Annotated in this window: 25 protein-coding genes; 15 read left to right on the top strand and 10 right to left on the bottom strand. The window is 45.7% G+C overall.

The annotated features are described in order from the left end of the window. Positions 1-30: 30 nt before the first annotated feature. The 5 genes from ACLIIY_RS21450 (at position 31) to ACLIIY_RS21430 (ending at position 6673) form a co-directional block, all read left to right on the top strand. Positions 31-2511, top strand: a complete 2481-nt coding sequence (locus tag ACLIIY_RS21450) for a GH92 family glycosyl hydrolase (RefSeq protein ID WP_434529360.1) — start codon at positions 31-33, stop codon at positions 2509-2511. 216 nt (positions 2512-2727) lie between these two features. After that, positions 2728-4290, top strand: coding sequence for a bifunctional metallophosphatase/5'-nucleotidase (locus tag ACLIIY_RS21445; protein WP_434529359.1), 1563 nt, complete (start codon positions 2728-2730; stop codon positions 4288-4290). 34 nt (positions 4291-4324) lie between these two features. Further along, complete coding sequence (locus ACLIIY_RS21440) at positions 4325-5752, top strand: hypothetical protein (RefSeq protein ID WP_434529358.1); 1428 nt, start codon at positions 4325-4327, stop codon at positions 5750-5752. A gap of 129 nt (positions 5753-5881) precedes the next feature. After that, positions 5882-6061 carry a hypothetical protein gene (locus tag ACLIIY_RS21435; RefSeq protein ID WP_009706408.1) on the top strand — a complete coding sequence of 60 codons (180 nt, stop codon included), beginning with the start codon at positions 5882-5884 and terminating at the stop codon, positions 6059-6061. Between the two features lie 108 nt (positions 6062-6169). Continuing rightward, on the top strand, positions 6170-6673 hold the full coding sequence (locus ACLIIY_RS21430) for an ankyrin repeat domain-containing protein (RefSeq protein ID WP_050567178.1): 504 nt from the start codon (positions 6170-6172) through the stop codon (positions 6671-6673). Between the two features lie 53 nt (positions 6674-6726). Here ACLIIY_RS21430 and ACLIIY_RS21425 read toward each other — a convergent pair whose 3' ends face one another. Beyond that, positions 6727-7092 carry a VOC family protein gene (locus tag ACLIIY_RS21425; RefSeq protein WP_434529357.1) on the bottom strand — a complete coding sequence of 122 codons (366 nt, stop codon included), beginning with the start codon at positions 7090-7092 and terminating at the stop codon, positions 6727-6729. An 81-nt stretch (positions 7093-7173) separates the two neighbouring features. Then, positions 7174-8040, bottom strand: coding sequence for a LysR family transcriptional regulator (locus ACLIIY_RS21420; RefSeq protein ID WP_434529356.1), 867 nt, complete (start codon positions 8038-8040; stop codon positions 7174-7176). 103 nt (positions 8041-8143) lie between these two features. Between ACLIIY_RS21420 and ACLIIY_RS21415 the strand changes: the two genes are divergently transcribed. Beyond that, positions 8144-8755: a LysE family translocator gene (locus ACLIIY_RS21415; RefSeq protein WP_434529355.1), complete on the top strand. Its 612-nt coding sequence runs from the start codon at positions 8144-8146 to the stop codon at positions 8753-8755. A gap of 108 nt (positions 8756-8863) precedes the next feature. Then, positions 8864-9214 (top strand): rhodanese-like domain-containing protein, encoded by a 351-nt coding sequence (locus ACLIIY_RS21410; RefSeq protein ID WP_434529354.1) that lies wholly within the window; start codon positions 8864-8866, stop codon positions 9212-9214. Between the two features lie 71 nt (positions 9215-9285). Here ACLIIY_RS21410 and ACLIIY_RS21405 read toward each other — a convergent pair whose 3' ends face one another. Further along, positions 9286-10155: an SDR family oxidoreductase gene (locus ACLIIY_RS21405; RefSeq protein WP_434529353.1), complete on the bottom strand. Its 870-nt coding sequence runs from the start codon at positions 10153-10155 to the stop codon at positions 9286-9288. A gap of 11 nt (positions 10156-10166) precedes the next feature. Further along, positions 10167-10760 (bottom strand): hypothetical protein, encoded by a 594-nt coding sequence (locus tag ACLIIY_RS21400; protein WP_434529352.1) that lies wholly within the window; start codon positions 10758-10760, stop codon positions 10167-10169. Positions 10761-10907: 147 nt separating this feature from the next. Between ACLIIY_RS21400 and ACLIIY_RS21395 the strand changes: the two genes are divergently transcribed. From ACLIIY_RS21395 to ACLIIY_RS21385, 3 genes are all read left to right on the top strand, one after another. Then, positions 10908-11453, top strand: a complete 546-nt coding sequence (locus tag ACLIIY_RS21395; protein ID WP_434529351.1) for a TetR/AcrR family transcriptional regulator — start codon at positions 10908-10910, stop codon at positions 11451-11453. A gap of 92 nt (positions 11454-11545) precedes the next feature. After that, on the top strand, positions 11546-12448 hold the full coding sequence (locus ACLIIY_RS21390; RefSeq protein ID WP_434529350.1) for a LysR family transcriptional regulator: 903 nt from the start codon (positions 11546-11548) through the stop codon (positions 12446-12448). A 78-nt stretch (positions 12449-12526) separates the two neighbouring features. Further along, positions 12527-13522 carry a linear amide C-N hydrolase gene (locus ACLIIY_RS21385; protein ID WP_434529349.1) on the top strand — a complete coding sequence of 332 codons (996 nt, stop codon included), beginning with the start codon at positions 12527-12529 and terminating at the stop codon, positions 13520-13522. A gap of 85 nt (positions 13523-13607) precedes the next feature. Here the strand turns inward: ACLIIY_RS21385 and ACLIIY_RS21380 are convergent, their stop codons facing one another. Then, positions 13608-14558 (bottom strand): LysR family transcriptional regulator, encoded by a 951-nt coding sequence (locus ACLIIY_RS21380; RefSeq protein WP_017818454.1) that lies wholly within the window; start codon positions 14556-14558, stop codon positions 13608-13610. Positions 14559-14747: 189 nt separating this feature from the next. Here ACLIIY_RS21380 and ACLIIY_RS21375 point away from each other — a divergent pair, with 189 nt between their 5' ends. From ACLIIY_RS21375 to ACLIIY_RS21365, 3 genes are all read left to right on the top strand, one after another. Then, on the top strand, positions 14748-15563 hold the full coding sequence (locus ACLIIY_RS21375) for an enoyl-CoA hydratase/isomerase family protein (protein ID WP_180826913.1): 816 nt from the start codon (positions 14748-14750) through the stop codon (positions 15561-15563). A 216-nt stretch (positions 15564-15779) separates the two neighbouring features. Then, the gene (locus ACLIIY_RS21370; protein ID WP_434529348.1) at positions 15780-16211 is read left to right on the top strand and encodes a DUF2000 domain-containing protein; all 432 of its coding nucleotides are present in this window, start codon (positions 15780-15782) and stop codon (positions 16209-16211) included. 340 nt (positions 16212-16551) lie between these two features. Beyond that, the gene (locus ACLIIY_RS21365) at positions 16552-18288 is read left to right on the top strand and encodes an ABC-F family ATP-binding cassette domain-containing protein (RefSeq protein ID WP_434529347.1); all 1737 of its coding nucleotides are present in this window, start codon (positions 16552-16554) and stop codon (positions 18286-18288) included. Positions 18289-18368: 80 nt separating this feature from the next. On the opposite strand, the gene ACLIIY_RS21360 is transcribed toward ACLIIY_RS21365, so the two are convergent. Next, positions 18369-18539, bottom strand: coding sequence for a hypothetical protein (locus ACLIIY_RS21360; RefSeq protein WP_171373482.1), 171 nt, complete (start codon positions 18537-18539; stop codon positions 18369-18371). A gap of 98 nt (positions 18540-18637) precedes the next feature. Here ACLIIY_RS21360 and ACLIIY_RS21355 point away from each other — a divergent pair, with 98 nt between their 5' ends. Next, complete coding sequence (locus tag ACLIIY_RS21355; RefSeq protein WP_434529346.1) at positions 18638-19513, top strand: LysR family transcriptional regulator; 876 nt, start codon at positions 18638-18640, stop codon at positions 19511-19513. 154 nt (positions 19514-19667) lie between these two features. On the opposite strand, the gene ACLIIY_RS21350 is transcribed toward ACLIIY_RS21355, so the two are convergent. Continuing rightward, on the bottom strand, positions 19668-20552 hold the full coding sequence (locus tag ACLIIY_RS21350; protein ID WP_434529345.1) for a glutathione S-transferase C-terminal domain-containing protein: 885 nt from the start codon (positions 20550-20552) through the stop codon (positions 19668-19670). Between the two features lie 63 nt (positions 20553-20615). Beyond that, positions 20616-21155: an NADPH-dependent FMN reductase gene (locus ACLIIY_RS21345; RefSeq protein ID WP_039840493.1), complete on the bottom strand. Its 540-nt coding sequence runs from the start codon at positions 21153-21155 to the stop codon at positions 20616-20618. Between the two features lie 149 nt (positions 21156-21304). Between ACLIIY_RS21345 and ACLIIY_RS21340 the strand changes: the two genes are divergently transcribed. Beyond that, entirely contained in the window at positions 21305-22255 is a 951-nt protein-coding gene (locus ACLIIY_RS21340; protein ID WP_005436284.1) for a LysR family transcriptional regulator, read from the top strand. A gap of 116 nt (positions 22256-22371) precedes the next feature. Here ACLIIY_RS21340 and ACLIIY_RS21335 read toward each other — a convergent pair whose 3' ends face one another. Together ACLIIY_RS21335 and ACLIIY_RS21330 are read right to left on the bottom strand one after the other, a co-directional pair. Then, positions 22372-22803 (bottom strand): VF530 family DNA-binding protein, encoded by a 432-nt coding sequence (locus tag ACLIIY_RS21335; RefSeq protein WP_005436283.1) that lies wholly within the window; start codon positions 22801-22803, stop codon positions 22372-22374. A gap of 165 nt (positions 22804-22968) precedes the next feature. Next, on the bottom strand, positions 22969-24573 hold the full coding sequence (locus tag ACLIIY_RS21330; protein WP_078609968.1) for an ABC-F family ATPase: 1605 nt from the start codon (positions 24571-24573) through the stop codon (positions 22969-22971). Between the last annotated feature and the right edge of the window lie 19 nt (positions 24574-24592).

The following is a 24592-nucleotide window of genomic DNA, read 5'->3' as shown; positions in this document are numbered from 1 at the left end:
GATGCACTTCCTGCCTAAGGAATCAAGATTATGAACTTTACGAAAACCGCTATCGCCACCGCTGTGATTGCAAGTGTTATTGGTTTGGCTGGCTGCAACGATGACGACGATAACACCTCACCAAGCGTCGATACTTCCAACCTAAAATACGTCGACCCATTCATTGGTACCGGCTTTAACGGACACACCTTCCCGGGGCCTGTTGTGCCAGAAGGCATGGTGCAACTTTCTCCAGATACCGAGCTGATCGGCTGGCACTCTTCATCAGGTTACCACTTCGATAAAAAGACTCTATTTGGCTTCTCCCACACTCACCTTTCTGGCACGGGCATGGGCGGTTTAGGTGACATTCTGTTCCTGCCGTTTACCGAAGATAAAGCTAAATACATCGAAGACAGCGACGACTACCGCGAAGCGATTTCGGTCAAGATGGACAAAACCTCAGAAGTAGCAGAAGCAGGTTACTACTCTGTGAAGATTGCTGAGAATGGTATCAAAGCTGAGCTTACAGCTTCTGAACGTGTCGGCTTCCACCGCTACACCTACCCACAAGGTCAACCACAACGTCTGAAGATAGACCTCAACTCCATCCTTAACAGTGATTGGGGTTCGACCTCTCTGCGCAACAAACTGACGGTGAGCGAAGACGGTCATACCATCACGGGCGAGCGCGATGCAGCGCACTTCTCTGGTTGGGCGAAAAACCAAAAAGTCTTCTTCTATGCGACTTTCGATAAGAAGATCAAAGACGTCTACATCCTTGCCAATGGTAAGCCTGTTGACGGCCTAACGGCAGAGCACGTTTCTGAATTGATTTACGATGACCAAGGTAATCCAGTTAAGCGTGTCAAAGCGGACGTCACTGCCTACATCGAATTTGAAGATGAAGGCTCACAAGAGTTGAATGCGCAAGTGGCGTTATCTGCGGTTGACCCACAAGGCGCAGAAAACAACTACGATGCCGAAGCGAATATCTCTTTCGATACTGCGCGTAACAACGCACGTGAGAAATGGGCAAAAGCACTCAACTTCTCAATTGAAGGGGGCACGGAAGATCAGAAAGAGATCTTCTACACCGCGCTTTACCACACCAAGATTGCGCCGATGGTGCATCAAGACGTGGATGGTCGATTCCGTGGCATGGGCAAAGGCTCAATTCGTGAAGGCGAAGGGGAATACTCCATCGCTTACGGTCAAGCAACAGAAGAGCAACCAAACTTCTCGGTTTACTCTCTATGGGATACCCAACGTGCATTACACCCACTAAAAACCATCACAGAGCCAACCCGCGCGGTGCAGTACGCGAAGAACCTAGTTCAGAAGTACACTGAAAGCGGTTTGCTGCCGAAGTGGGAACACTTAGGTGACGAGACAGGCACCATGGTCGGCTACCCAGCGGTAGCAGTGATTGCGGATGCAATGACCAAATTCCCAGAAGAGTTTACTCAACAAGAGAAAGAGCTGGCGCTGAAAGCAGCGATCGACTCTTCGACTTACGACAACTACCCGGCACTGCAAGCCGATTGGGATCAAGGCGTATTGGATCGCACTTTAACCAAGCACATCGACTACATTGAGAAAAACGGCTTCACGCCAGCTATCCAACGTGTTGATGGTGAGCCAGTATTTGAAGACTACACGGTTGAGTCTGTTTCTTACGGTCTGGAAAACGCATTCTACGATTGGGCCATCGCACAAATCGCCAAAGCGGCCGGTGATACTCAAGCAGAAGAGCAATACCTTGAACGCTCAAAAGGCTACAAGAAGTACTTCGATTACAACCCAACGGAATACGCAGAGCATGGCGTGACGGGCTTTATGCGCCCATTGATGATTGATGAAACCTTCATGACGCCATTCGACCCATACGGCACAGAACACGAGACAGGCAACTACACCGAAGGTAACGCGTGGCAGTGGACTTGGTTTGTACCGCATGACATCGCAGGCTTGAAGACCATCATGGGTGGCGATGCTGAGTTCCAGAAGAACCTAGAAGCAACCTTCACCGCAGAAAGCCAAGGCACAGAAACACCGGATATGTCTGGTTTGATTGGTCAAGTTGCGTTTGGTAACGAACCTTCGCACCACATTCCTTACCTATTCAACTGGACCGCAGAACCATGGAAGACGCAACAAGTCGTCGACCACATTCTGGATGACATGTATTTCGCTGCGCCAGAAGGCGTCATTGGTAACGAAGACGTAGGCGCGATGTCCGCTTGGTATGTGATGTCTGCATTAGGCTTCTACCAAGTGAACGCAGCAGAGCCTATTTACACTGTAGGTCGTCCGCTATTTGACAAAGCAGTGATTCCGGTGAAAGGTGGCACGTTCACCATCACCACAGAGAACAACGCCGATGACAACATGTACATCAAGTCTGTCACCATCAATGGCAAAGCTTTGGATAACGGTTTCTTCTTCGACCATTCCGAGTTCAAACCGGGTGGTGAGTTACACTTCGTGATGACGGGCGAGCAATCTGAAGCGATGAAAGCACCTCAATAAGCCTCTATCACTCTTCCCTCTTCAAAGGTCAGTTCGCGAGAGCTGGCCTTTTGTTTTTAGCCTTTAATCTTCACCAACACAAATGATCACTCCGCGACAATTAATCATAAGCTCAGTAAATTTATGTGATCCAATTCAAGCGAACTAAACGTTTGCTTTTTTAAAGTTGCCCCGTTTCGCGAAACCCAACATTCATTCGACTTAACCGGATCAGCTATGAACACATTTTCTAAAAAGCCGTTACTTTGCGCCTTGGCTGCAATTTCTATCGGTGCTTCATTTTCTTCATTTGCGGAAATTCGCAATGTCACGCTGCTGCACACCAATGACATCGAGAGCGTTTACGAACCTGTAGATGCCTTTTGGAATCCAGACATCTCACACATTGGTGGTATTCCATACCTAGCCACCTTGATCAAACAAACCCGAGCGCAGGAAGAGACCAGTTTCTTGTTTGATGCGGGTGATATTTTCACTGGCTCACTTGCTAAGAAGACTCAAGGCAAACTCTCTTTTGATTTGTATAGCGCAATGGGCTACGACGCGATTACGCTCGGCAACCATGAGTTTGAATACGGTTGGCAAACACTGAAAGAGACCATGCCGAGAGCGGCTTACCCAGTGCTGAATGCCAACATTAAATTCGAGCAAAACAATGCCCCATTTGCTTCGCCCTACACCATTATTGAGCGCGATGGCGTTCGTGTAGGCGTGATAGGTGTTATGGGCGTGGATGCGTTCTACAACACCATGTGGAAAGGCAACCGCAAAGGTTTAACCATTGATGACCCTGTCGAAGTCACTCAATACTGGGTTGATAAGATTCGTGATGAAGTGGACATGATTGTCGTACTGACTCACCAAAATAAAACGGCGCCAATGCAAACCGACAAAGAAGCAGACCCAGAAGTGCAACGCGGTTTTGATGAAGACTACGACATGGCTGGCAAGCTAAAAGGCGTGGATGTGATCTTTGGTGGTCACTCAGACCATGGCTTGTGGAAGCCAGTTGTGCACCCGAAAACTGGCACCGTTATTGGTCTTACATTCGGTCAGGGCAAATACTTGGGTTACACCAAGTTCGCGGTGGATACAGAAAAGCACGACGTAAAACTGCTCGATGGCAAACTCATCCCTGTGGAATCCGACAAGCTGGAACGAGACAAAAAAACCAGCGACCTTATCGCTAATGCACGCAGCCAGTTCCCTGAGCTAAGCGAGCAACTGGCGACCATCAACGATACTGCTTACCGCCGTTACTATCGCGAATCAAACGTCGGTAACTTGGTGGCCGATATGATGCGCGAAGCTGCCAATGCTGATGTTGGCATGATCAGCTCTGGCAGCATTCGGGTCGACTTAAACAAAGGCCCAGTGACGATGGAAAACGTGATGGATCTTTTCCCATTCACGGATAAACTCTCGGTCGTGACATTAAGCGGTGAACAGCTAAAAGAACTGTTGGAATACAGCTACACCTTGCCTTACGGCCTAGCGCAATTCTCTGGTATCGAAGCGCGTTATGACAACGAAAAACCAGAGGGTCAACGCTTGGTGAGCCTAAATGTAAACGGCAAACCAGTGGACGATGCTGACTCATACAAAGTCGCGACTTACTCTTACGCAGCAAGTGGCGGTGACGGCTATCATGTGTTTGAGAAAGGCACGTTTGAATCAGAAGGCGATTCAGTAACACAAGTGTTGATTGACCAGTTCAAAGCGAAGAAGCAAGTGACCGTACCAGAACTCGGTCGTCAAGTAGACGTAAGCCAAAACTAAATCCATAACGGACTTAGCTCGGAGAATAAGCACCATGACATTTCGTCAAGAATACAATGGCTGTAAGTCGTTTGGTTGCGCTAATTGCGGCGTACCCGACTTGAGCTTGTATTCGCGCTCAAACCGACTCGGTTACGATGCGTGGCATTGTTCTGAGTGTGGTGCTTATCCTCCTGTTTTGGTGAACGAGCCCATTCTCGCGTTAGCCAATCAACTGGAACAACACACCTTCAAACTCGATTTATTGCCTCAATGCCATTGTTCAAAAGCGTCTTGGCAACGTTTCGGACGCACGACCTCTGGCACCGAACGTGTGCAATGTCGGCAATGCAAAAAGACCGCAACGCTGATCAACTCAAGTAAAGCATCATCAAATCTGCAACCAATGTTGGATGCTTTGATTTCTGGCGTTCCTCCCCAAGAGCTACAACAAGCTTTAGGGCTCAATCACCGCGCGTTTTCTCTGCGAATGGAACAATTGGCTGAGCTACTCAATTCCTTCAGCCGTTTGTTTGAAACGCAGCTTGATTTCTCAGTGCTACAAACTCGTTCGTTTCTTCAAGTCGCGCGCTCTGGATTTAGACACGATAGCCGCTCTCAAAGTAGCGCGCATATTTGGACATTATCGACGGCCGATGCCAAGACGGGATATGTACTGTTGATCAGTGATAACGCACTGATGGAGAAAGATTCGTTACCTGAAGAGGTGCGAGAGCAGAGCCGTTATCGACTCACCAAGAAAGAGCTCGCTCCCACAGAAGAAGACGCACTGCTTCAAGCGCAGAAGACGTACGACAAGATCTTAAATCGCAGCCAGTTTGATCAACTCGGTTACTGCGATGCCCAACATGCCCAATCCAAGGAAGTGTTCTTAACTCGTCCTGTATTTGCCGCTCACGCTCACATGCAGAACTTAACAAAGTATCTAAAATCTCAGCTGCCAAAAGCCTTATTGCTCGAGCATGAAAGCTTTATTCGCGGCGCTGCGATTACCGCATTTACACCAACTGTAATCAGTGGCAGCACACATCTGTACTACTGCCATGTCGCCTCGCGCAACGCGTTCGACATTAACAACAGCGGTAAACAAAACATGAGTTGGTGGGATGAAACGTGGCGACGAGTGAATATTGAAAATGCACTGGGCAAGTGGCAAATCGGCTTGGGTTTATTGACCAAAAAAGGCGAGCTCGATGATTCCGCTATTCACTCCCTTTTCCCCACACATCCAGATTGGAATTCGCGCTTCTGGCAACACTATACCGAATGGCTACAACCTAGCTACGCGTCTCACCTCAGCTTGGCTCGAATACAACAGTGGCAAAGCATTTATCGCTTTTTGCACAATTTCACACTGTGCCAGCATGAAATCAAAATTGGATCTCGATTCATCAAACCAAGCCAAGTTACTGACTTAGTTGACTTCATAAACCATCATTCACTAACAAGTGAACAACCATAAAGATCTGATTAGAAATAATTTTTTATTGATAATAGCATTTTCATTTTTGGCTCTTGATACAATGCCGTATTGCAGGTTAGAGAACTCTGTAATGTATAGTTTTCCGAATGATAAAAAGGACGAACTATCATGAAAGACTATGACGATGGCGGGCTTCAATTGGTTGACGAAGTCGTTGGCAAAGGCAAGCTGGCATTTATCAATAACATCCCATTTGACCAAAACCCCTACCCAATCGTGACCCTTGAGTTCATGAGTTGGTGGTACGGCTGGTTGCTAGAAGAAGAACGCCAAACCATGGCTGCGTAAACCGCGTAATGACACCTTATTTCCACAATTAAACCGTTTCCAAGTTTACCTAATGCCAACAAGCGTCAGGTGCGCTTGCGGCTTTTTCTTTTTTAAATACAGGTAGATATGGACATCAATACAACAATTAGAACCACAATCTTTACCCTATCGTTTATCACAACTTCATTCGCACTGTTTTTGAAGCATTCACTCACCGAAGAACGAATGATGTTGTGCGCATTAGGAAATGATATTCCAGTGTTTGATAGCGAAGATTGCTTATTCTATTTTGAGACGTTTGGCGTTTCGCAAGATTTACTAAGCTTAGTCGAGTATCAATATGGTATTTCGTCGATTCTAAGTGGTGACAGTCATAGTCGCTTTCGTATGGCAAACACCTTAATCGCACATGGGTTTGACGTAAATTGGCTGAACGAAAGTAACAGTCCGCCTCTGCACTCCGCCATCATTCATGATGATTTCGAGGCGTTTAAATGGCTAATGCAGCAAGGGGCAAACAAAGATCTTTATTGCCCTAAGGTAGGAAAGAACGCCACTGAGTTTTTGGATTGGATTTACACCGAGAACCCGACCGCTAATCGCGGCGCTATGTACGCGCTATTGCACTAGAGCAAAAACAAAGGGAGCCGCTCGCTCCCTTTGTTGTTTTTATATAGTTGAAATTAATCGATATTCTGACCAATTCGCCACAGCACGCCACTAGGATCGTGCAAACAGAATTCTCGCATCTTCCAAGGTTGATCAACCAGTTCTGTCACCTTGGCTCCGAATGACTCCAGATCGACATTCGAAACATGTTCATGCCAGCTGGCAACATCTTCCACCAACAAATGCATCATGAAATTATTGCAGTGTTTTTGCTCATAAAAATCTTGCAGTAAGAATGAGCAACTGCCCTTGAAGAAGTACGCTACGTCACCAAAATCCGAAGGCATCTCAAAACCCAATGCCTGATAAAAACGCTTTGAAAGCTCATAATCTTTCGCCGGAACAAAAGATTTAATTTCAACAATATTGAGGTTTTCCATTTCCTAAGTTTCCATTGTGTAGCACGTACTCAACCACTCTAGGCAACTCAACGCGCCCTGACTAGAGTCTCTCTTTGTTTCTTAGGCGTAAGGCACACACTCCGCCATTTGGGTTTGCAGCCAAACCACAAATTTTTGTTCCAGTTCAGAGCGAGCCTTATCTTGAGTCAATAAAACATAGTCATGCCCTGACGACACAAAACCAAATGGTGCAACGAGGTTGCCACGTTCGAGGTCGTCCATCACCAAAGGATAAGAGCCCATCGCCGCGCCTAAGCCATCCACCGCAGCTTGAATGCAGAAATAGAAATGTGCGAAAGACTGTTCTGCTTTGGTATCCATCGACGCATCACCAGAGCGCTGCATCCATTCTTGCCAAGCTTCAGGTCTGGTTTGGCTGTGTAATAGCTTCACAGAGTTCAAATCACTTTTTACTTGCTGCCAGTAGTCGGGTGAAAACACGGGACCCACCCACTCTTCCACTAACTTGGTTTTTGGGTAGTGATACAAAGGCTCAAAGTCATCTCGACGAATCGCCATAGCAAGCCCCGTCGAGCCAAGCGTTACAGGTCCTCCCGCAGTCGAAAGACGAACATCTGCGTCACAATCATCATTAAACGCGGAAAGCCTTGGCATCAACCAACGCATGGTTAACGTTGGCTCACAAGAGACTTCAAGGTATTGATGCTTTTCCTGCACCAGCTTGTTCACGCCAGTTTCCAACGCTTGGAATGCTTGCTCGGTATAGCTTTTCAGCATCTCCCCCTCTCTAGTGAGCAACATATTGCGCCCCTGTTTGTAGAACAAAGGTTGAGCCAGATAGGTCTCCAACACTTTGATCTGCTTACTCACTGCGCCATGCGTAATATTGAGCTTGTTTGCTGCTTCACTAAAACTCGCAGACGTTGCCGCGACATGGAAAACATGAAAGGATTTAAGATGCCTCATCTGTGACTTTTTCTCACACTTAGCAGAATTTCTTTCGATTATAGTCTCCCAACTCTCGGCCTACAATTGCCCCATTCATAACAACGAAGAAATAGGAAACACCATGGAGCTTTTCAGCCTTGCCTTATTAGGCATACTCATTGTCATCAGTCCTGGAGCTGATTTTGTATTGGTTCTTAGAAACAGCCTCAACAGTGGTAGACGGGCGGGGATTTGGAGTGCCGTAGGCATTAGTCTTGCGATTTCGGTGCACATTACCTATTCATTGCTTGGTATCAGTTACTTAATCTCACAGAACGAATGGTTGTTCAGCTTGATTCGCTATCTAGGTGCGGCTTATCTGATCTTTCTCGGATTGAAAGGGATTTTTGGGACTGATTCTCAACAGAAGATAGAGGGGGAAACACAACAAAGCATCTCCATTTGGCAGTTCTTTTTCCAAGGCTTTTTGTGCAATGTGCTTAACCCAAAAACCATGTTGTTCTTCTTGAGTATCTTTAGCCAAGTCATCGATCCGAATGCAGCATCACAGCACCTAGCTTTAGGCTACGGTGTCTACATGATTGCGCTACACGGGATTTGGTTTTCTATGGTTGCCATCTTGTTTACCTCACCGCGATTACAGAGCTTATTACTGCGCGTGAAACATAGGTTGAATCAAGCTTGTGGCGCTGGCTTATTGGTGTTTGGCGCAATGTTAGGATTAAAGTCATAACACGCTAGGTTACGACATTTCGACTGGTGCCACATCGAAGTTTGATAATCGCACGTATAATCTTCATCAGAACGATTAAGGACAATTGACCTTGAGGAAAGGAACTCAATGAAAAAACTACTTCTGATTGTATTCACTTGTTTGAGCTTAGCTTTCACCGCACCATCGGTATTGGCTTCTGAACGTGCAGAGCAAGGTTGGCAATGGATTGAGCAAGGCGCAATGATTGTCGATGTACGCACACCACAAGAGTTCGCGGATGGTCACTTGGACAATGCGGTTAACTTTCCGCTTTCAGAGTTGGATAAACACTTTGCTAATGTCGATAAAGACACGCAGATTGTGCTTTACTGCCGCAGCGGCAATCGCTCAGGACAAGCGTATCAATACCTACAATCACAAGGGTTTACCAACCTTCATAACGCGGGCGGCTTGGTTGAGATGCAGCAAGCGAAGTAATACGACTTAACACCTACCTAGCCAACTGAACGGAAAGCACACCTCTCGTGTGCTTTTTGTTATTTCACAATCTATTGGTTATCGGTTGAAGCCAGCTCGCCAAAGTAGTCTTCTAGTCGATGGCGACCATAAGTCGGCGCGATATTGTCACCGCCTAACATGGTTAAAAAGAACTCCGCAGGACCGCCCCATTTCTCCGGAAAATGACGTACTATCGATAACCCAGCTGTTCGCAGGAAGTCCGGTAGGTGCGTGTTTTTCTCCACTTTGTTTTGAGATTTGAACGCGATCCGAGCTACATCATTGACTGACACAACATCTGGACCACCGACATCTAGTTCCGTGTCATTTCGTTCAATAGCCTCTAAACAAAACCTTGCCAAATCTTTTCCATGAATGGGATTAAGCAAATTTTCACCATCGCCAAAAGTAAATACTCGCCCCGATTTCGCCATGTTGTACACCTCGGTAATATCAGAGAAAAAACCATTCGGGCGAATCACACAAGGGGTTAATTTTGTTGATTGCAGAAGCCGACTCGCAAAGCGCTCTTTCGCCTCTAAAAGACGAACTTGAGGATGTTTCTGAGCATTAAACGCAGAGATGTAGATGAACTTACCGACACCTGCTCGCTCTGCTTCTTCAAGCAAGTTCAAATTTGCTTGGTAGTCGACATCCAAATAACCTAATCCGTCTTGTTGGCGAGTAATGCCCAAGCATGAGATAACAACATCCACACCCTCACAAACACCTTTAAGCTCATCGGGATGAGTAACCTGCGCCTCTATCACTTGTGACTCTTCCACGCCCATTGCGAGTAACTTGGTTTTGCTTCTCGCAATGGCTTTAAAATCAATATGCTCAGAGAGGAGTAGCTCAACAATATTCGAGCCCAAGTACCCCGTTGAGCCCGCAATTAAAATTCGAGGGTGCGTTTTCATAACATGACGTCCTATTCTTGCTCTGGTCGGTATGGCTCTTCACGCAATACGTGGCTCACCAATAACTTTAGGTAGAACAGCGGTAAAAACCATTCCAAGCCTTGTGGTGCTTGTACCCAGTAAATTGAAATAATCACACTCAGAGAATACAGAGTTAGGGCCACAGGACGTTGTAAATACAACGGAGTTTTCATGACTAGACTACATGCCAGAACCATGTAACCACCGATCACAACAATCCACATGATATCGAAATTCAAGAACGCCCAACTGTAGAGAGAAAGCTGCACGAAATGAGTCAGAATAAAGCTCATGTGCTGCTTAAAACCTTGTCCTTCCCGATGAAACCAGCGCTTTGCCGTAGACGTCGCATTGGTAATAATGCCGCCGATAATATCCACTGTGAGCAAACCCGCGATAACATATTGAGTAGTAGTCCAACCCAGTTGTGCAAAGTACGCATAAATCACCACGACAAAACCAGCAGCAAAAGGGACATACAGCTGTAAATTCTTTTCAGCTTTCGTTGCGCCCGGACCAATCAGCTTATCAATCCCACCCCAGAAACCCGCTCTTGCTTGAGGAACACTCCAATCAATTTTCATACTAAAACCTTATTTCGACCACTTGGTCTTTTTAAATTAGTACGCTTTGAGAGCTAGGTAAAGATCTTTTTTTGTCCACTCGGTCTAAATAAAGGTTCTTGTGTTATACTGCAGGGCATTGCGGTAACAAAAGCTGAGAAGAAAATCATGCCGAAGATCGTCGATCATGAAAGCAGACGCAGAGAAATTGCCTTAAAAGCAACCGAAGTGTTCCTTGAGTTCGGTTACAAAAACATTGGTATGAGACAACTGTGCGAACAGTTAGGAATGAGCAAAAGTGCGGTTTATCACTATTACAAAAGTAAGGATGAACTATTCAAAGCCGCAACAGAGGCCATCGTCAACTTTGATGCAGAAGTGCTAGCAGATAGACCAAACTCAAGTGAAGCGAATACAGGGCAACAAATCGAAAACTTCGTATTGATCTTTCAGCAAATGGCTCCGCGTTTCTTCCAAGAAATGAAGCTTGTCTCTGATTACATTGATGTGATTGGACAAGAAAACATAGCTACCGATCCATGCATGTTACTTGCGAATCAAAAGTACATGACGATGCTAGAAAACTACGTTTCAGCGCAACACAAAGAATCGCTTTATACCCTTATGCTAGGACTACTGAACCATCAATTGATGTTGGGTAAAGCGCTAGAAGATTCGTATATTATTGAGCAAGTTGAGCGAGTATTGAGATAAGTAAACTAATCACAACTTGTTCTTCTCTGTCTGGACTCTGTTGGGGTCTTACATTAAGTTTGAATAAGACACTTTTGTAGGACCAAATCATCATGCACATCAGTTATGAGCAAGTCACCGCCTTTGTCGCTGTTGCGGAATGTGGCTCCTTTAGCGCTGCAGCAAAACAATTAAATAAGCATCGTACGACGCTTGGTCAGGTGATCACCAATCTCGAAATTGAAATCAACATGACCTTGTTTGACCGTTCAACTCGCTATCCTCAATTGACGGAAGAAGGATTAGCACTGTATCAACATGCTAAAAACCTCGCGGAAACGACCAAGTCTTTTGAGCGTCTTTGCCAGAGCACCGAACAAGGGAACGAGAGCCAAATTACTATCTGCCATAGTGAATTGGTGCCGGGAAAACTGATTCAAGATGTGATGATTGGGATTCGAAAAAAATTCCCATTAGTCAAAGTGAACTGGCTTCACAAAAACAATCACGAAACGAAAGCGTTGTTCGAACAAGATGCAGCAGATCTTGCTGTCATGCTCGTTCCAACGGGCAATGCCACGACAGCATTCAGCTACACCTATCTGCTCAACCTTCCTTTTGTTGTTTGTGCCACCAGCGAATTTATTAAGCAACATCAGATTGTTGACCTCACCTCTCTAAAGCGAGCAAGGCAGTTGTTGATGGCGGACTTTCACCATACTGGCATCGCACAAACTCTAACGATATCGAATCTTGCCCAACAAATCGAAAGTGTGAATGTGCTCAAAAACCTATTAGTCGCAGGTGATGGCTGGGCAATTGTCCCTACCCATTGCGTGGAGGATCTTTTAGCAACCCAGCAATTACAGACCATTGAGATAGACGAACTCCATGCCGTGCTTCAGTTTCCTATCAACCTTTGGCAACACAACCGCTTAGCTGGTCCTGTTACGCGAGAAATGATTCGACTGTTTAAAGAACACAGTCATTCTCATACCATTAGAAGTGAGGATTGAATACTCACAACGTGATTTAGGTATTTTTGTTTTCCACCGTACACTCCAAATCGTTCCTAAAAATGAATCGGAGTTACTATGAAATTGAAAGCAATCACCCTAGCCCTTCTTGCTGGCACTCTTACTACTGGTGTAGCGCACGCTTGTACCTCAGTCGCATGGAATACCGACTTGGGCACTTTCACTTCTAGAACGATGGATTGGATGGAATCAACCTCACCTGTGCTAGGTACGATTAACAGCGGCGACGTTCGTTCGCTTCAAGGTAATGGTCTAGGTAATACCTACACGGTGAAATACGACATGGTTGCGGTACTGGCTTATGGTGAGTTAGTTGCCGATGGCGTAAACAGCGAGGGCATGCAAATCAACGCTCTGTTCTATCCAAATATGACCATGAAAAAGGCAGAAACAGGGTCAGAAGTCACGCAATTTACCATCGCTGAATACCTGTTAGCTAACTACGCAACAGTTGATGACGTGGTTAAAGCGCTACCAACGTTGGAATACGCGTCTATCCCTATGGAAGGGATGCCCGTCGAAATGAAACTGCACTGGTCTGTCACGGATAAGAGCGGTGATCGCCTAGTTATTGAGATGGATAAAGACGGCTTGCACACCTACCGCGGCGAAGAAGCGATGGTGATGACTAACGACCCTTCGATGAAAGAACACATCGAAATGCGCAAGAAGGTTCAACCAACGTGGGAAAACGCGAGTCGTGATACCGACTATGGCTCCATTGGCAACGGTAACTCACACAGTCGCTTTGTTCACGCGAGCTACTTTATGAGCAAACTCACGGAACCGACCAGCATCACCAACGGTATGATGAAGCTGTCGACAGTTCCTTATCGTGTACCTGCGGATGCGCCATACAAAGACTTTGGCAACGGCAATGGTATGTCTGGTTACGCAACAGAATGGACCATGACACAAAGCTTGGATACTGGTGACAGCGTGTTCGAATACAACTTTGAAGAAAACTGGAACACGGTGAAATTCAACGTTTATGAAATGATGGGCAAAGATTTCCGCCTACCACTGACGAAATCATTTATGGCGAAGTTCTAGTCGCTGACAAAATACTGAGTGCCATTTCGCACTCAAACAAAAGCACCGCAATGTCGGTGCTTTTTTCGTCCGAGCACCAAACCCACTACTTCCCTCGCCCATACATCTTGTCGAAGTTTGGAATGTTCTTTTCCCAAATGGGCGTCTCTTCTCCCACAATGGATTTGAGCGTGTCGATAAATAACTTGGTTTTAATCGGCGCATCTCGGTGCGGATACACGGCGTAGAAGGTACCGAAATCATCAATGTTCAAGTGCGTCATGATTGGCACCAACTTGCCTTGTTTGATTTCGTCTTGAACCATTTGTGCGGTCACCACAGCAAGCGTATTTCCTCCAGCTGCGCTTCTTGCCAACATTTCCACATCATTCACTTTATAAGCGACATTAAGCTGAAAGTGCTGTTGTTTACCTTGCTCATCTTGATAGCCGAATTTATCGAATAGCAGACCTGGGGCGGCGTAAATAGTGGCGGGTAAAGATTCCAACTTCTCAAGACTGTTCACCTCACCATGCTTTTCTAAAAACGCTGGGGCAGCAACAATCAACAGGCGGCTTCGCGCAATCTTACGGGTAATCAAGCTCGAGTTTTTAGGTCGTCCAATTCGGAAGCCAATATCAAAGCCCTCTTGTACCATATCAACCATGCGATCTTCTAAGCGCAGTTCAAACTCCACATCTGGGTATTGTTGTTGAAACACTGAAATCGCATCTTGAACGTATTGACGCCCGAACATGGTCGAGCTGGTAATGCGCAAGACACCGCGAGGCTCTTCGTGATAATTCTGCGCCAAACGGTGAGTATCACTAAGAAGTGACCGAAGGGATTTGGCTTGGTTGACCATTTCACTCCCTGCTGCCGTCAATGATAAGGAGCGCGTAGTTCGGTTGAGCAATCGAACACCCAACTCCTCTTCCAAACGGCTGATCTGCTTTGAGATCACCGAACGATCCACATTCTTCTGTTCTGATACCTTAGTGAACGAGCCAAGCTCGACCACCTCAAGTAACAGCAATAAACGACTAGAGAAATCCATAACGTCTTACCTAAAAAACTATTGTTGCTTTTATGGCACCAATTATATGCAATTTAGCTTATTTTTCTCATCTTATAACAAATCTATAGTGGCTGCACACAACGGGAGAGAGACAAACCTCTTCAATACCAAACCAATAAATTCGCGTTACCGAGGTCTGCTGATCTTACTAACGCTGAGGAAACAGCTATGAAAACTCTATCAATCACAACACACAACGGCATCGCTACTGTTGAAATCAACAACCCACCAGTGAACGTACTGACCATCGATTTGATTAATGAAATCAACGAATTTGTCCTATCACTTAAAGATGACCGCGATACGAAAGTGGTGGTATTCAAATCACTTCATGAGTCTTTCTTCTTGGCGCATTTAGATTTGAACGTTATCAACGGCACACAAGGTGGTCAGGCAGCATCAATTGAATTCAACCACATGATTGCCAACATCAAAGCGATGAAACAAGTATCGGTTGCTGTGGTTGATGGTGTAGCTCGTGGCGGCGGTAATGAGTTTGTGATGGCGTGTGACTTGGCGTACGGTACTGAAAACGCGGCATTTGCTCAGCCAGAGATCCACGTCAACATCCCAACGGGTGGCCAAGGTGCGGTGCAGTTCGCTCGTCGTATGGGTAAAAACAAAGCGCTTCAAGCACTGCTACTTGGTAACGACTTTACGGCACAACAAGCGGAGCAGTTAAACATCATTACTCAGTTTGTTCCTAAAGCAGAGTTGGATGGATTCTTGGCGGCAACATTGGGCGTGATTAGCCAACTAGAAGTGCGTGACATCGTAATGTACAAAGAGATCATCGCAACCTCTATCAAAGATGAAGACGCAGGTGCAGAGCTAGAGTTGCGTTACTTCTTAGAGCGCGCAAAAGAGCAAAAAACCGCAGCGATCATCGACGCGTTCCTAAAACACGGTGGTCAAACAGAGCGTGAAGCGAAAGACATCCAAGGCATCTTTGTTGATACAGCGGCTGAGCTAAACAAACAATAGAACTTGGTTCATCATCGACCTAAGGCACCGACAGTCCGTTGGTGCCTTGTCTATTAGAAAACTCGGGAAATCTTATTGCATGAAAAACGATTAAATCATTCGTTTATTGCAAACTTGGCTTTTCGACAGCAATGTTAGAAACAAAATTGCGCGTGCAAGGAAATACAATGGAGGCAGTTAAACAATAGCCAGATCAATAGAAAAACGAGGTCCTCCATGAATCAACTTCCCGACGAAAACCAAAAACGATTTGTTGCCGTAATCAGTAAAAAAGTCGAAGTGGGACGCGCCGTTAACGTATTAGGACACTTGAGCGTAAGCCTTGCGAATCAACTTTCTGATGGCGACGCAGTCTACATCGACTATCACGATCTCGACGGCAATGTTCATCCAAATATCTCCCACTATCCGTTTATCGTCTTGAGAGCGGACAACTCCAAAAAAATCAGAAAGCTTCGCCAAGAAGCACTCGATAAAAGCATCCCCTTATCCGACTTTACTCACACCATGGTAGAAGGCGGCTCTGAAGTTCAACAGCAAACCACCAAAAACACACCAGAAGCCGAGTTAGAATACTTGGGTATTTGCTTGTTCGGCGAGACTGAAACTCTTCGAGAATTGACCAAAAAATTCAGCTTATATCGCTAAAAGCGCGTGATACCTTGGTGATCCTCTCATCATTTTTTCATCAAGCTATCTGTACATTGCCACTTTTAGGGTTAGAATCTAGCGTATCTATCAACCAAAAGTGGCAACACTTACAACGAAATTAAGGAGGAATTTATGTCTTTGTGGTGTTCAATCAACCCACGTTTTTATGGCATGAAGGACCGCTCAAGAGTTTCAGATTTCGCGCTGCGATAATCTCGACTTGAGCGAATAATTACCTTTCGACGAAAACACGTCACCCGAGTACTTTCCCTCAAGCTCGAAGAATTATTGTCAGCTATGACAAAGGCGTCTTACGCCCAAAATTCTTGAGAACACTATGAGTACTTTTTTAACTGCACAATCACTAACCCTTTCTCACACAGCAACACCAATCTTCAAAGACCTGACGTTTACGATTCATCGTGGCGACAAAATTGGTCTTATCGGTCATAACGGCTGTGGTAAAAGCTCCCTACTCAAACTGCTTAGCGGTCAATTTGAACCAAGCCAAGGCACGGTTGCCAAAGCCAGTTCATGTTTGATGCGTTATGTTGAACAGCATTTACCTGAATCTTTAAGTACACATTCCGTATTGGACGCGTTAGCGGAATCCTTATCCAATGATGAGATTTGGCGCGCCGAACTCTTATTGGATGAACTCGGATTTTCAAACACAGAACGACACATGCCGGTTGAGAATTGCAGCGGTGGTCAGCAAATGCGACTCCTGCTTGCTCGTGCGATTATCCACCAACCTGACTTACTGCTTCTGGATGAACCAAGCAACCACTTGGACTTGCCATCGCTCCTTTGGTTAGAGCAATTCTTATCAAACTGGAAAGGCTCATTCGTTTTGGTATCTCACGATCAAACCTTACTCGATCGCGTCACCAACACCACTTGGGTCATGCGAGATCGATCTCTGCATCATTTCTCTCTGCCTTGTTCTCAAGCAAGACAAGCACTGAAAGAGAAAGATGAAACCGATCAACTTCGCCATGCCAGCGAGCAGAAAGAGATCGACCGAATCGAGAAAAGCGCCAAGCGTTTAGCCACTTGGGGCAAAGTCTACGACAACGAGGATCTTGCTCGAAAAGCCAAGACGATGTTTGCGCGCAAAGAACGTTTAGAGGAAGAACAAACCGAGCTGACAGAAGGCACGCCGTGGGCACTACAGCTTCAAGGTGAATCACTGCCAGCAAATCGACTATTAGAGGTTTTACCTTTCTCGGTAACGCCACCAGACAGTGATTATCACTTGTTTGATATGGCAGAAATACGCGTCAAAAGTGGCGACCGAATTGCCGTTCTAGGCAGTAATGGTTGCGGCAAATCGACTTTGTTGAACCTGCTTTATCATCAGTATGAAGCCATCCAAACCGACCTAAGCAACCAACATGAGAGTGTGACTTTCCACGATCGCTGTCGCTTGGGTTACTACGATCAATCTCTAAGGCAACTCGACGATCATCAATCCATCACGGATGCGTTGCAGTCGTTTGCCAGCATCAGTAGTGAACAGGCAAAACGTTCGCTAATTGGTGCAGGATTTGAGTACGCAAGACACGAGCAGAAAGTCATCAGTCTAAGTGGTGGAGAACGAGCAAGGCTGCTGTTTGTCGGCTTAACCCTCGCTCGTTATCACATGCTGTTTTTAGATGAACCGACCAACCATTTGGATATGGAAGGCAAAGAAGAGTTGATTGAAACTCTGCAAAACTTCGAAGGTGCCGCCTTATTGGTGAGTCACGACCGAAGCTTGATAGAGCAAAGCTGCAATCGATTCTGGTTTATTGAAAATGGCTTACTGACGGAGTATTTAAGCGCGGAAGAAGTGTATCAACGCGTAACTGATACTGCTCCCAAATCAGCCATATCGCATCATTGCAATGAAGTAATGTCGATGGAAACAAACACCGCGTCTGATGAGCAATCCGAAGAGCAAATGCTAGAAAGACTGTTGGAGCTGGAAAGCTTGCTAGAAGCCGATTTAGGGCGGAAACCCAAACATCAAAAACCAGCGATGCAAAAACAGTGGCAGCAAGAGATAGAGGAAATTACGGCGCAGCTATAAAAACAAAAGGCACCATTAATTGGTGCCTTTCTACTTTCTACTTTCTACTTTCTACTTTCTACTTTCTAGGAAAGAGCTTATTAGTCTTTTTCGAACGTCGCTACGGTCTTAATCACGCCAGACATCATTTCGTTAGCGTCTGATTTCTTAGTCGAACTCTGCATGGTTTGAGTATTTTGACGCAAGCGTTCACGCAATGCTTCTAGTTCCTTTTGTGTATCCGATAATTCCGCAGATTGGTGGTTACTCATCTTATTCTCTACTTGTACTTAACGATTAATGGAGCGATTGTCATCTAAAGTTTTTATAAGATATAGTTAGCTACCATCTAAAAATTAGATATATCGTTATGTTCAATCTTCAACAACTTGAAACGTTAGTCATGTGCGTGGAGTGTGGTTCGTTTTCTGCGGCGGCAAGAAAGCTTGGTAAAGCACAGTCTGCGGTCAGTACTACGATTTCAAACTTGGAAATAGACACAGGACTGACCATCTTTGATCGTACTTCTCGCTTGCCTACCTTAACGGCACAAGGCGAGCGACTGCATACTCAAGCCCTCTCCTTGTTAGAGCATGCACAACACATCCAAAATATGTTGGAAACGTTCAATGTGGGAATAGAAGATAGGATCTCGATAGGAATCAATGCGCTTTTACTAACACCGCAGTTTTTTGGCGTGATTGAGGAGTTCTATCAGCAATTCCCGCACACCGAGCTCAATCTCAATATCTTGAAAAACAATGACATTGCTGATGCTGTCGCGAGTAATGAAGTGGATATCGGTTTTATGTTGTGGGGCAGCACACAGCCTAAGAACGTGATTTTAGGTTCGATTGGTTACGTGCCATTTTCTATCGCGGTGCATCAATCACACCCGTTATTGGCTGAAGACTCCGTTTCTTTTGAAGCACTTAAGGCGTATCGGCAAATCGTATTAAAAGACTACCCTGCTCACTACAACGCAAACTTATCGAACTCACTGACCAAAGTGAATGATTTAGAAACCCTAGTAGAGTTGATTAAACTGAATAATAACTGGAGCTTGATACCTGACCACCTGTTTCAAAAGCACTCAGATATCGTTCCCCTTAAGCTACAAGGGGAAGAGAAAGATTGGCTTTTACAAATTGACCGTGTGACAAGCAAAGCAAAAGAATCAGGTCCTGTTATGCAGTGGCTTACAGAGCGTTGTTTGGATTTTTATCCTAGCGTACAGCCCAAGTAAATAGCCCAGAGAGTAAACTGCTCAATATTACGATTGAGTTTAAATGTCATCAGCCGTATCGCGATACGTTTCTGATGACATTGCGCTCGTTATTAACCAATAGCGGTTGGTGAACCAAGCTTATTCTCGGTCCACGCTTCATTTTTCATCTTGTTTAAAGCCATTCAATCTCAGGTCCTGCAGGCACAATCCCATTTGGGTTAATGTGCTTGTGCGAGAAGAAATAATGCAGCTTCATGTAATCCATCTCGATGGTGCTGCGAATGCGCTCATCGGCAACCAAATCCAGCATGTAACGATACAAGTTATGGTACGCCTTTAGGGGCTTTTTGTTGGCTTTGAAGTGTATTTCATATACTGCCTCAAAACGCACTAATGTTGGCAACAAGAACAAGTCAGATAGGGTAACGTCTTCGCCATGCAAGTAGCGCGACTGCCCCAAACGCTGATCCAGTTGCGCTAACGCATCAAACAAGGTTTCACTCGCTTGGTCATATTGCGCTTGCGTGGTTGCAAAGCCGACTTGATACACCTTGCCATTCACATTGCTGTGAAGCCATCGATTTAGGCCTTCGATCTCTTCACGCAATGCTGCTGGTACCAACGCCACCGGATGTTTTGCCAAAGGCAGCCAACGCGTAGCGAGGTCCATTGCCATTGCGGCTGAATCATTACCCACAATCGCATGGTTTTGCTTATCCCACAGTAAAGGGACGGTTACGCGTCCGGTGTAATCACTTTTTGCTTTCGCATACAACGCCGCTAGATTATCCGCGCGGTACAGAGGATCAGGATGTGCACTATCAAACTCCCAACCATTGCTGTAACGCTTTTCAGCAACGGAAGAGATGGAAATGACCTCATCTAAACCAAGGTACTTGATCACTAAGTAAGGGCGATGGGCAAATGGACAAGCCAACGACATGTACAAGTGATAGCGACCTGCTTCGATCTGACTTGGTAACGCGAATTGATCTTCTGCAGTCAGCTCACTTGCGTCTTTGTTTGGATACCAAACGCCTTGTTCTAATACCGCCATACCTTACCTACCTTTCTTGATTAGCTACCCTGATGAATCACTACTCATGCGAGTATAGATAACTTACAGAGACTTCTCGAAAGACGTCATTAGCTCACTTAGTTCCGCTGAGGTCGCAGCATCAAATTTGCCATCTTGGAACTTGTCGTAGAAGCCGCCTAGACTGTATGTGCCTTTTACATCGCCCCCCCACCAAGGCATCAACTCAGCCATGGTTTTGATGTTAGTTGCGCCGCCGTTTGCACCCGGAGATGTGCTCACCAGTAGAACTGGTTTCTTAGTGTCGCCAAAGAAAGACGTACCTTGAGGTGCGACACGTGATAGCCAATCAATCGCATTTTTCAGGAATGCTGGCATTGAGCCGTTGTGCTCTGGTGATGCAATGATGATCGCATCGTATTCGTTTAACGTTGCACGCAGTTTGTGAGCGTTTTCTGGGATGCCCTGACCTTCAACATCCAAACCGTACATTGGCAATTCAAAGTCGTTTAGGTCAATGGTGTTTACTTCTGTTTGTGTAGCTTGGTTTGCCAGCGCTTGAACCAATAGGCTGTGGATTGATTGGCTGTTATTGCTACCAGTAAATGCGACGATCTTTTTCATAGTGGAATCCTAATTACGTTTGCCCCTACTTATGTCGGGCACTCAGTGAATGAGGTGATATTAATTAACTCCCACCAGTGAATAAACACTATAATAGTGGCTATATAGTTCACCATTAGTGAACAATAAAAACATGAGGAAACTAATGCGTGGATAAGATCAGAGCATTAACCGTATTTCGTCGAGTGGTGGAGCTAGGTAGCTTCGTCGCGGCTGCAGAAGATTTAAACCTCTCAAAAGCCGCAATAAGTAAGAACATCAATGAATTAGAGAGCTATTTGAAAAGCCCTTTGATTAACCGTACTACCCGCAATTTGCACATTACCGATAATGGTCAGCTCTATTATCAACAAGTGTGTCAGGTTCTCGATGCACTCAACAACGCAGACCGCTCAGTGATTGAGTCTTCCCACACATTAAAGGGTACACTCAAAATCAGCATGCCGATGTCATTAGGGTTGATTGAGCTAAACCCCATCATCTGTGAATTTATGAAGCTGCATCCAGAGCTTTCCATCGAAGTGGTGATGAGTGATGAACATATTGATTTGATTGAGCAAGGGGTCGATATTGCCATTCGTGGCGGAGGCGAATTGGGTAACTCTAGCCTACGCTCGCGCAAACTACTGGATATTCGTCGTGTACTTTGCGCTTCCCCTCAATACCTTGAAGAGTCGCAGCCGTTTAAATCTCCACGTGACGTTATAAACCATCGCCTACTTAGCTATAGCCTCTCTTCAACGTCTCGCCGTTGGACATTTCAAAATGGCAGTGAGGTATTGGAAGTTGATCTGCCTGCGAGTGTTTACACTGTCAACAGTGGTTTGGCGCTCACCCAAGCGGCATGTGCCGGACATGGGGTTGCGTTGTTGCCAGACTTCTTTGTTGAGCCTCAATTGGCATCCGGTGAATTGGTTGAGATTACCCCTGAATGGCAGATGGAAAAGCACGCGCTGTACATCGTTTACCCTTACCACAAAGAGCAATCGCAAAAGTTACGAGCCTTTATTGATTATGTGGTGGAGAGCTTCCAAGCGCGATTCAGCCGTCAGTCAGATCCGCAGCAGATGTACTCTTCGATTATTAAGCTAGGGTCTTGATAACAAGGTTTAGCTGAAGAAAAGATAATAAAAAAGCCAAACTGGGTAGTTTGGCTTTTCATCAAAATCATCCTGCTCTTAGACATCGAGCCTACAAGAACAAGAAAACTGAAAGTTTATCGACGGCGGTTGTTAAAACGAGCACGATCTGAGCGTTGCTTAGCTGAACGCTCTTTGTGCGCAGACGCAGCCTTAGCTTGTGAAGCCAGAATCGATTCAACCGTCAGCTCCATTGGCTCACGCGGCTCCAATCCATGACGGAAAGTACGTGCGCGTGGTGGTAGGTTGTACTCGTATTCAGATGCCTTTGGCATGCGCTTGTAGCGGTATAGGTAGAAGTTCTCTACACGCTCACGAGCCCATTCTGTTTTCTTCAGGTACTTAACACTGCTCGCAATGCTTGGCTTAGTGTTGAAACAGTTCATACGCATTGCTGTGTCGAGGATTTCCCAACCGTAATGGTCAACAAGCTGCTGCAACATGTCTTCTAATTTAAGACCGTGCAGAGGGTTGTTCTTCTGCAGTTCAATACGTTCTTCGTCGGTCATAAATTCATGGCTCATGAACGGCTCCTTAATTGTGGGTGGCGAGCGTTGTACTCACCACCTTACCTCTATTAGGTTTAGATTAAATCACTATTGCAAATAATCTGTTGTTTTCTTCGTCTCAAAGACGAACTTTACGTCCAATTATTCACGATGATCGGCGCTTGGTTACGCAGCGCTAAGCACCTTTTGTTGGTGTGCCATGTACTCTTCAAATGTACCTTGGAAACTCACCAACTGTTTGTCTTTTACATCAATGATTGAAGTCGCCAATGACGATACAAACTCACGGTCATGACTAACAAAGATCAAAGTGCCAGTGTAGTCTTTTAACGCGCTGTTTAACGCTTCAATCGCTTCCATATCCATGTGGTTGGTTGGCTCATCCATTACCAAAACGTTGATGTCTTGCATCATTAGCTTACCAAACAGCAGGCGGTTCTTCTCACCACCCGAGCAGTTTTTCGCTTTTTTGTTGGCATCATCAGCGGTGAACAACAAGCGACCTAGAATGCCACGTACCATTAGGTCATTGTGCTTCACGGTACGCCACTGAGAGATCCACTCAAAGATGGTCAGATCGTTATCGAAGTCTGCACTGCTGTCCTGTGGGCAGTAACCAATTGAAGCGTTTTCAGACCATTTTACTACGCCCTGAGTTTGCTCTAACTCGTTCACTAGGCAACGCAGCAAGGTCGTTTTACCTACACCGTTTTCACCGATAATCGCAAGGCGAGTACCCGCTTCAAGTAACAAGTTGCCTTTTTCAAACAGCAGCTCATCACCAAACGAGTGACCAAGGTCTTGCAGTTCCAACGCTAAGCGATGCAGTTTTTTGCCCTCACCGAAATCAATCGATGGGCTAACACGGCTACTTGCTTTCACTTCGTCGAGTTGGATTTTTTCCATCTTCTTCGCGCGAGAGCTAGCTTGTTTCGCTTTCGATGCATTCGCACCAAAACGGTTTACGAATTCTTGAAGTTCGTTGATTTCAGCGGTTTTCTTCGCGTTAGAAGCCAATAACTGCTCACGACGAAGACCAGATGCTTCAAGGAAGTATTCATAGTTGCCAGGGTAAATGCGCAACTCACCGTAATCGATATCTGCCATGTGCGTACACACAGAGTTTAGGAAGTGACGGTCGTGCGAGATGATGATCATCGTACACTTACGTTGGTTCAGCTCTTCTGCCAGCCAGTTGATGGTGTGAATATCCAAGTTGTTGGTTGGTTCGTCGAGCAGCAAAATATCTGGGTTAGCAAACAGAGCTTGCGCCAAAAGCACACGCAGTTTCCAGCCCGGAGCAACTTGCTGCATCAAACCAAAATGCAGCTCTTCTTCAATACCCGCTTGAAGCAAAATATCGCCAGCACGGCTTTCTGCTGTGTAGCCGTCCATTTCTGCGAATTCGCTTTCCAGCTCAGCGACTTTCATGCCGTCTTCTTCACTCATTTCTGGTAATGAATAGATGCGGTCTCGTTCCTGCTTTACTTCCCAAAGCTTGCGGTCGCCCATGATCACGGCATCAATCACGCTGTATTGCTCGAACGCAAACTGATCTTGGCTCAATACGCCCAGTTTCAACCCCGGAGTAATGGAAACGTTGCCCGAGCTTGGCGCGAGTGCTCCGCTCAGGATTTTCATAAATGTCGACTTACCACAGCCGTTTGCGCCAATCAGACCATAACGGTTGCCGTTGCCAAACTTAGCAGAGATATTTTCGAACAGTGGCTCGGCACCAAATTGCATGGTGATATTGTTTGTACTAATGATAGCGGCGTCCTCGAAGGAA

The organism is Vibrio sp. K4, from assembly GCF_051122595.1.
Lineage (GTDB): Bacteria > Pseudomonadota > Gammaproteobacteria > Enterobacterales > Vibrionaceae > Vibrio > Vibrio owensii.
This window is presented reverse-complemented; position numbering and strand designations above follow the sequence as displayed.

Excerpts from the sequence above, each read along its gene's own strand:
- ACLIIY_RS21365 (WP_434529347.1), top strand. The coding sequence starts at position 16,552 with ATGAGTACTTTTTTAACTGCACAATCACTAACCCTTTCTCACACAGCA.
- ACLIIY_RS21445 (WP_434529359.1), top strand. The coding sequence starts at position 2,728 with ATGAACACATTTTCTAAAAAGCCGTTACTTTGCGCCTTGGCTGCAATT.
- ACLIIY_RS21385 (WP_434529349.1), top strand. The coding sequence starts at position 12,527 with ATGAAATTGAAAGCAATCACCCTAGCCCTTCTTGCTGGCACTCTTACT.
- ACLIIY_RS21360 (WP_171373482.1), bottom strand. The coding sequence starts at position 18,539 with ATGAGTAACCACCAATCTGCGGAATTATCGGATACACAAAAGGAACTA.
- ACLIIY_RS21375 (WP_180826913.1), top strand. The coding sequence starts at position 14,748 with ATGAAAACTCTATCAATCACAACACACAACGGCATCGCTACTGTTGAA.
- ACLIIY_RS21430 (WP_050567178.1), top strand. The coding sequence starts at position 6,170 with ATGGACATCAATACAACAATTAGAACCACAATCTTTACCCTATCGTTT.
- ACLIIY_RS21415 (WP_434529355.1), top strand. The coding sequence starts at position 8,144 with ATGGAGCTTTTCAGCCTTGCCTTATTAGGCATACTCATTGTCATCAGT.
- ACLIIY_RS21370 (WP_434529348.1), top strand. The coding sequence starts at position 15,780 with ATGAATCAACTTCCCGACGAAAACCAAAAACGATTTGTTGCCGTAATC.
- ACLIIY_RS21350 (WP_434529345.1), bottom strand. The coding sequence starts at position 20,552 with ATGGCGGTATTAGAACAAGGCGTTTGGTATCCAAACAAAGACGCAAGT.
- ACLIIY_RS21420 (WP_434529356.1), bottom strand. The coding sequence starts at position 8,040 with ATGAGGCATCTTAAATCCTTTCATGTTTTCCATGTCGCGGCAACGTCT.
- ACLIIY_RS21400 (WP_434529352.1), bottom strand. The coding sequence starts at position 10,760 with ATGAAAATTGATTGGAGTGTTCCTCAAGCAAGAGCGGGTTTCTGGGGT.
- ACLIIY_RS21450 (WP_434529360.1), top strand. The coding sequence starts at position 31 with ATGAACTTTACGAAAACCGCTATCGCCACCGCTGTGATTGCAAGTGTT.
- ACLIIY_RS21380 (WP_017818454.1), bottom strand. The coding sequence starts at position 14,558 with ATGGATTTCTCTAGTCGTTTATTGCTGTTACTTGAGGTGGTCGAGCTT.
- ACLIIY_RS21435 (WP_009706408.1), top strand. The coding sequence starts at position 5,882 with ATGAAAGACTATGACGATGGCGGGCTTCAATTGGTTGACGAAGTCGTT.
- ACLIIY_RS21345 (WP_039840493.1), bottom strand. The coding sequence starts at position 21,155 with ATGAAAAAGATCGTCGCATTTACTGGTAGCAATAACAGCCAATCAATC.
- ACLIIY_RS21390 (WP_434529350.1), top strand. The coding sequence starts at position 11,546 with ATGCACATCAGTTATGAGCAAGTCACCGCCTTTGTCGCTGTTGCGGAA.
- ACLIIY_RS21395 (WP_434529351.1), top strand. The coding sequence starts at position 10,908 with ATGCCGAAGATCGTCGATCATGAAAGCAGACGCAGAGAAATTGCCTTA.
- ACLIIY_RS21410 (WP_434529354.1), top strand. The coding sequence starts at position 8,864 with ATGAAAAAACTACTTCTGATTGTATTCACTTGTTTGAGCTTAGCTTTC.
- ACLIIY_RS21405 (WP_434529353.1), bottom strand. The coding sequence starts at position 10,155 with ATGAAAACGCACCCTCGAATTTTAATTGCGGGCTCAACGGGGTACTTG.
- ACLIIY_RS21335 (WP_005436283.1), bottom strand. The coding sequence starts at position 22,803 with ATGACCGACGAAGAACGTATTGAACTGCAGAAGAACAACCCTCTGCAC.
- ACLIIY_RS21425 (WP_434529357.1), bottom strand. The coding sequence starts at position 7,092 with ATGGAAAACCTCAATATTGTTGAAATTAAATCTTTTGTTCCGGCGAAA.
- ACLIIY_RS21440 (WP_434529358.1), top strand. The coding sequence starts at position 4,325 with ATGACATTTCGTCAAGAATACAATGGCTGTAAGTCGTTTGGTTGCGCT.
- ACLIIY_RS21355 (WP_434529346.1), top strand. The coding sequence starts at position 18,638 with ATGTTCAATCTTCAACAACTTGAAACGTTAGTCATGTGCGTGGAGTGT.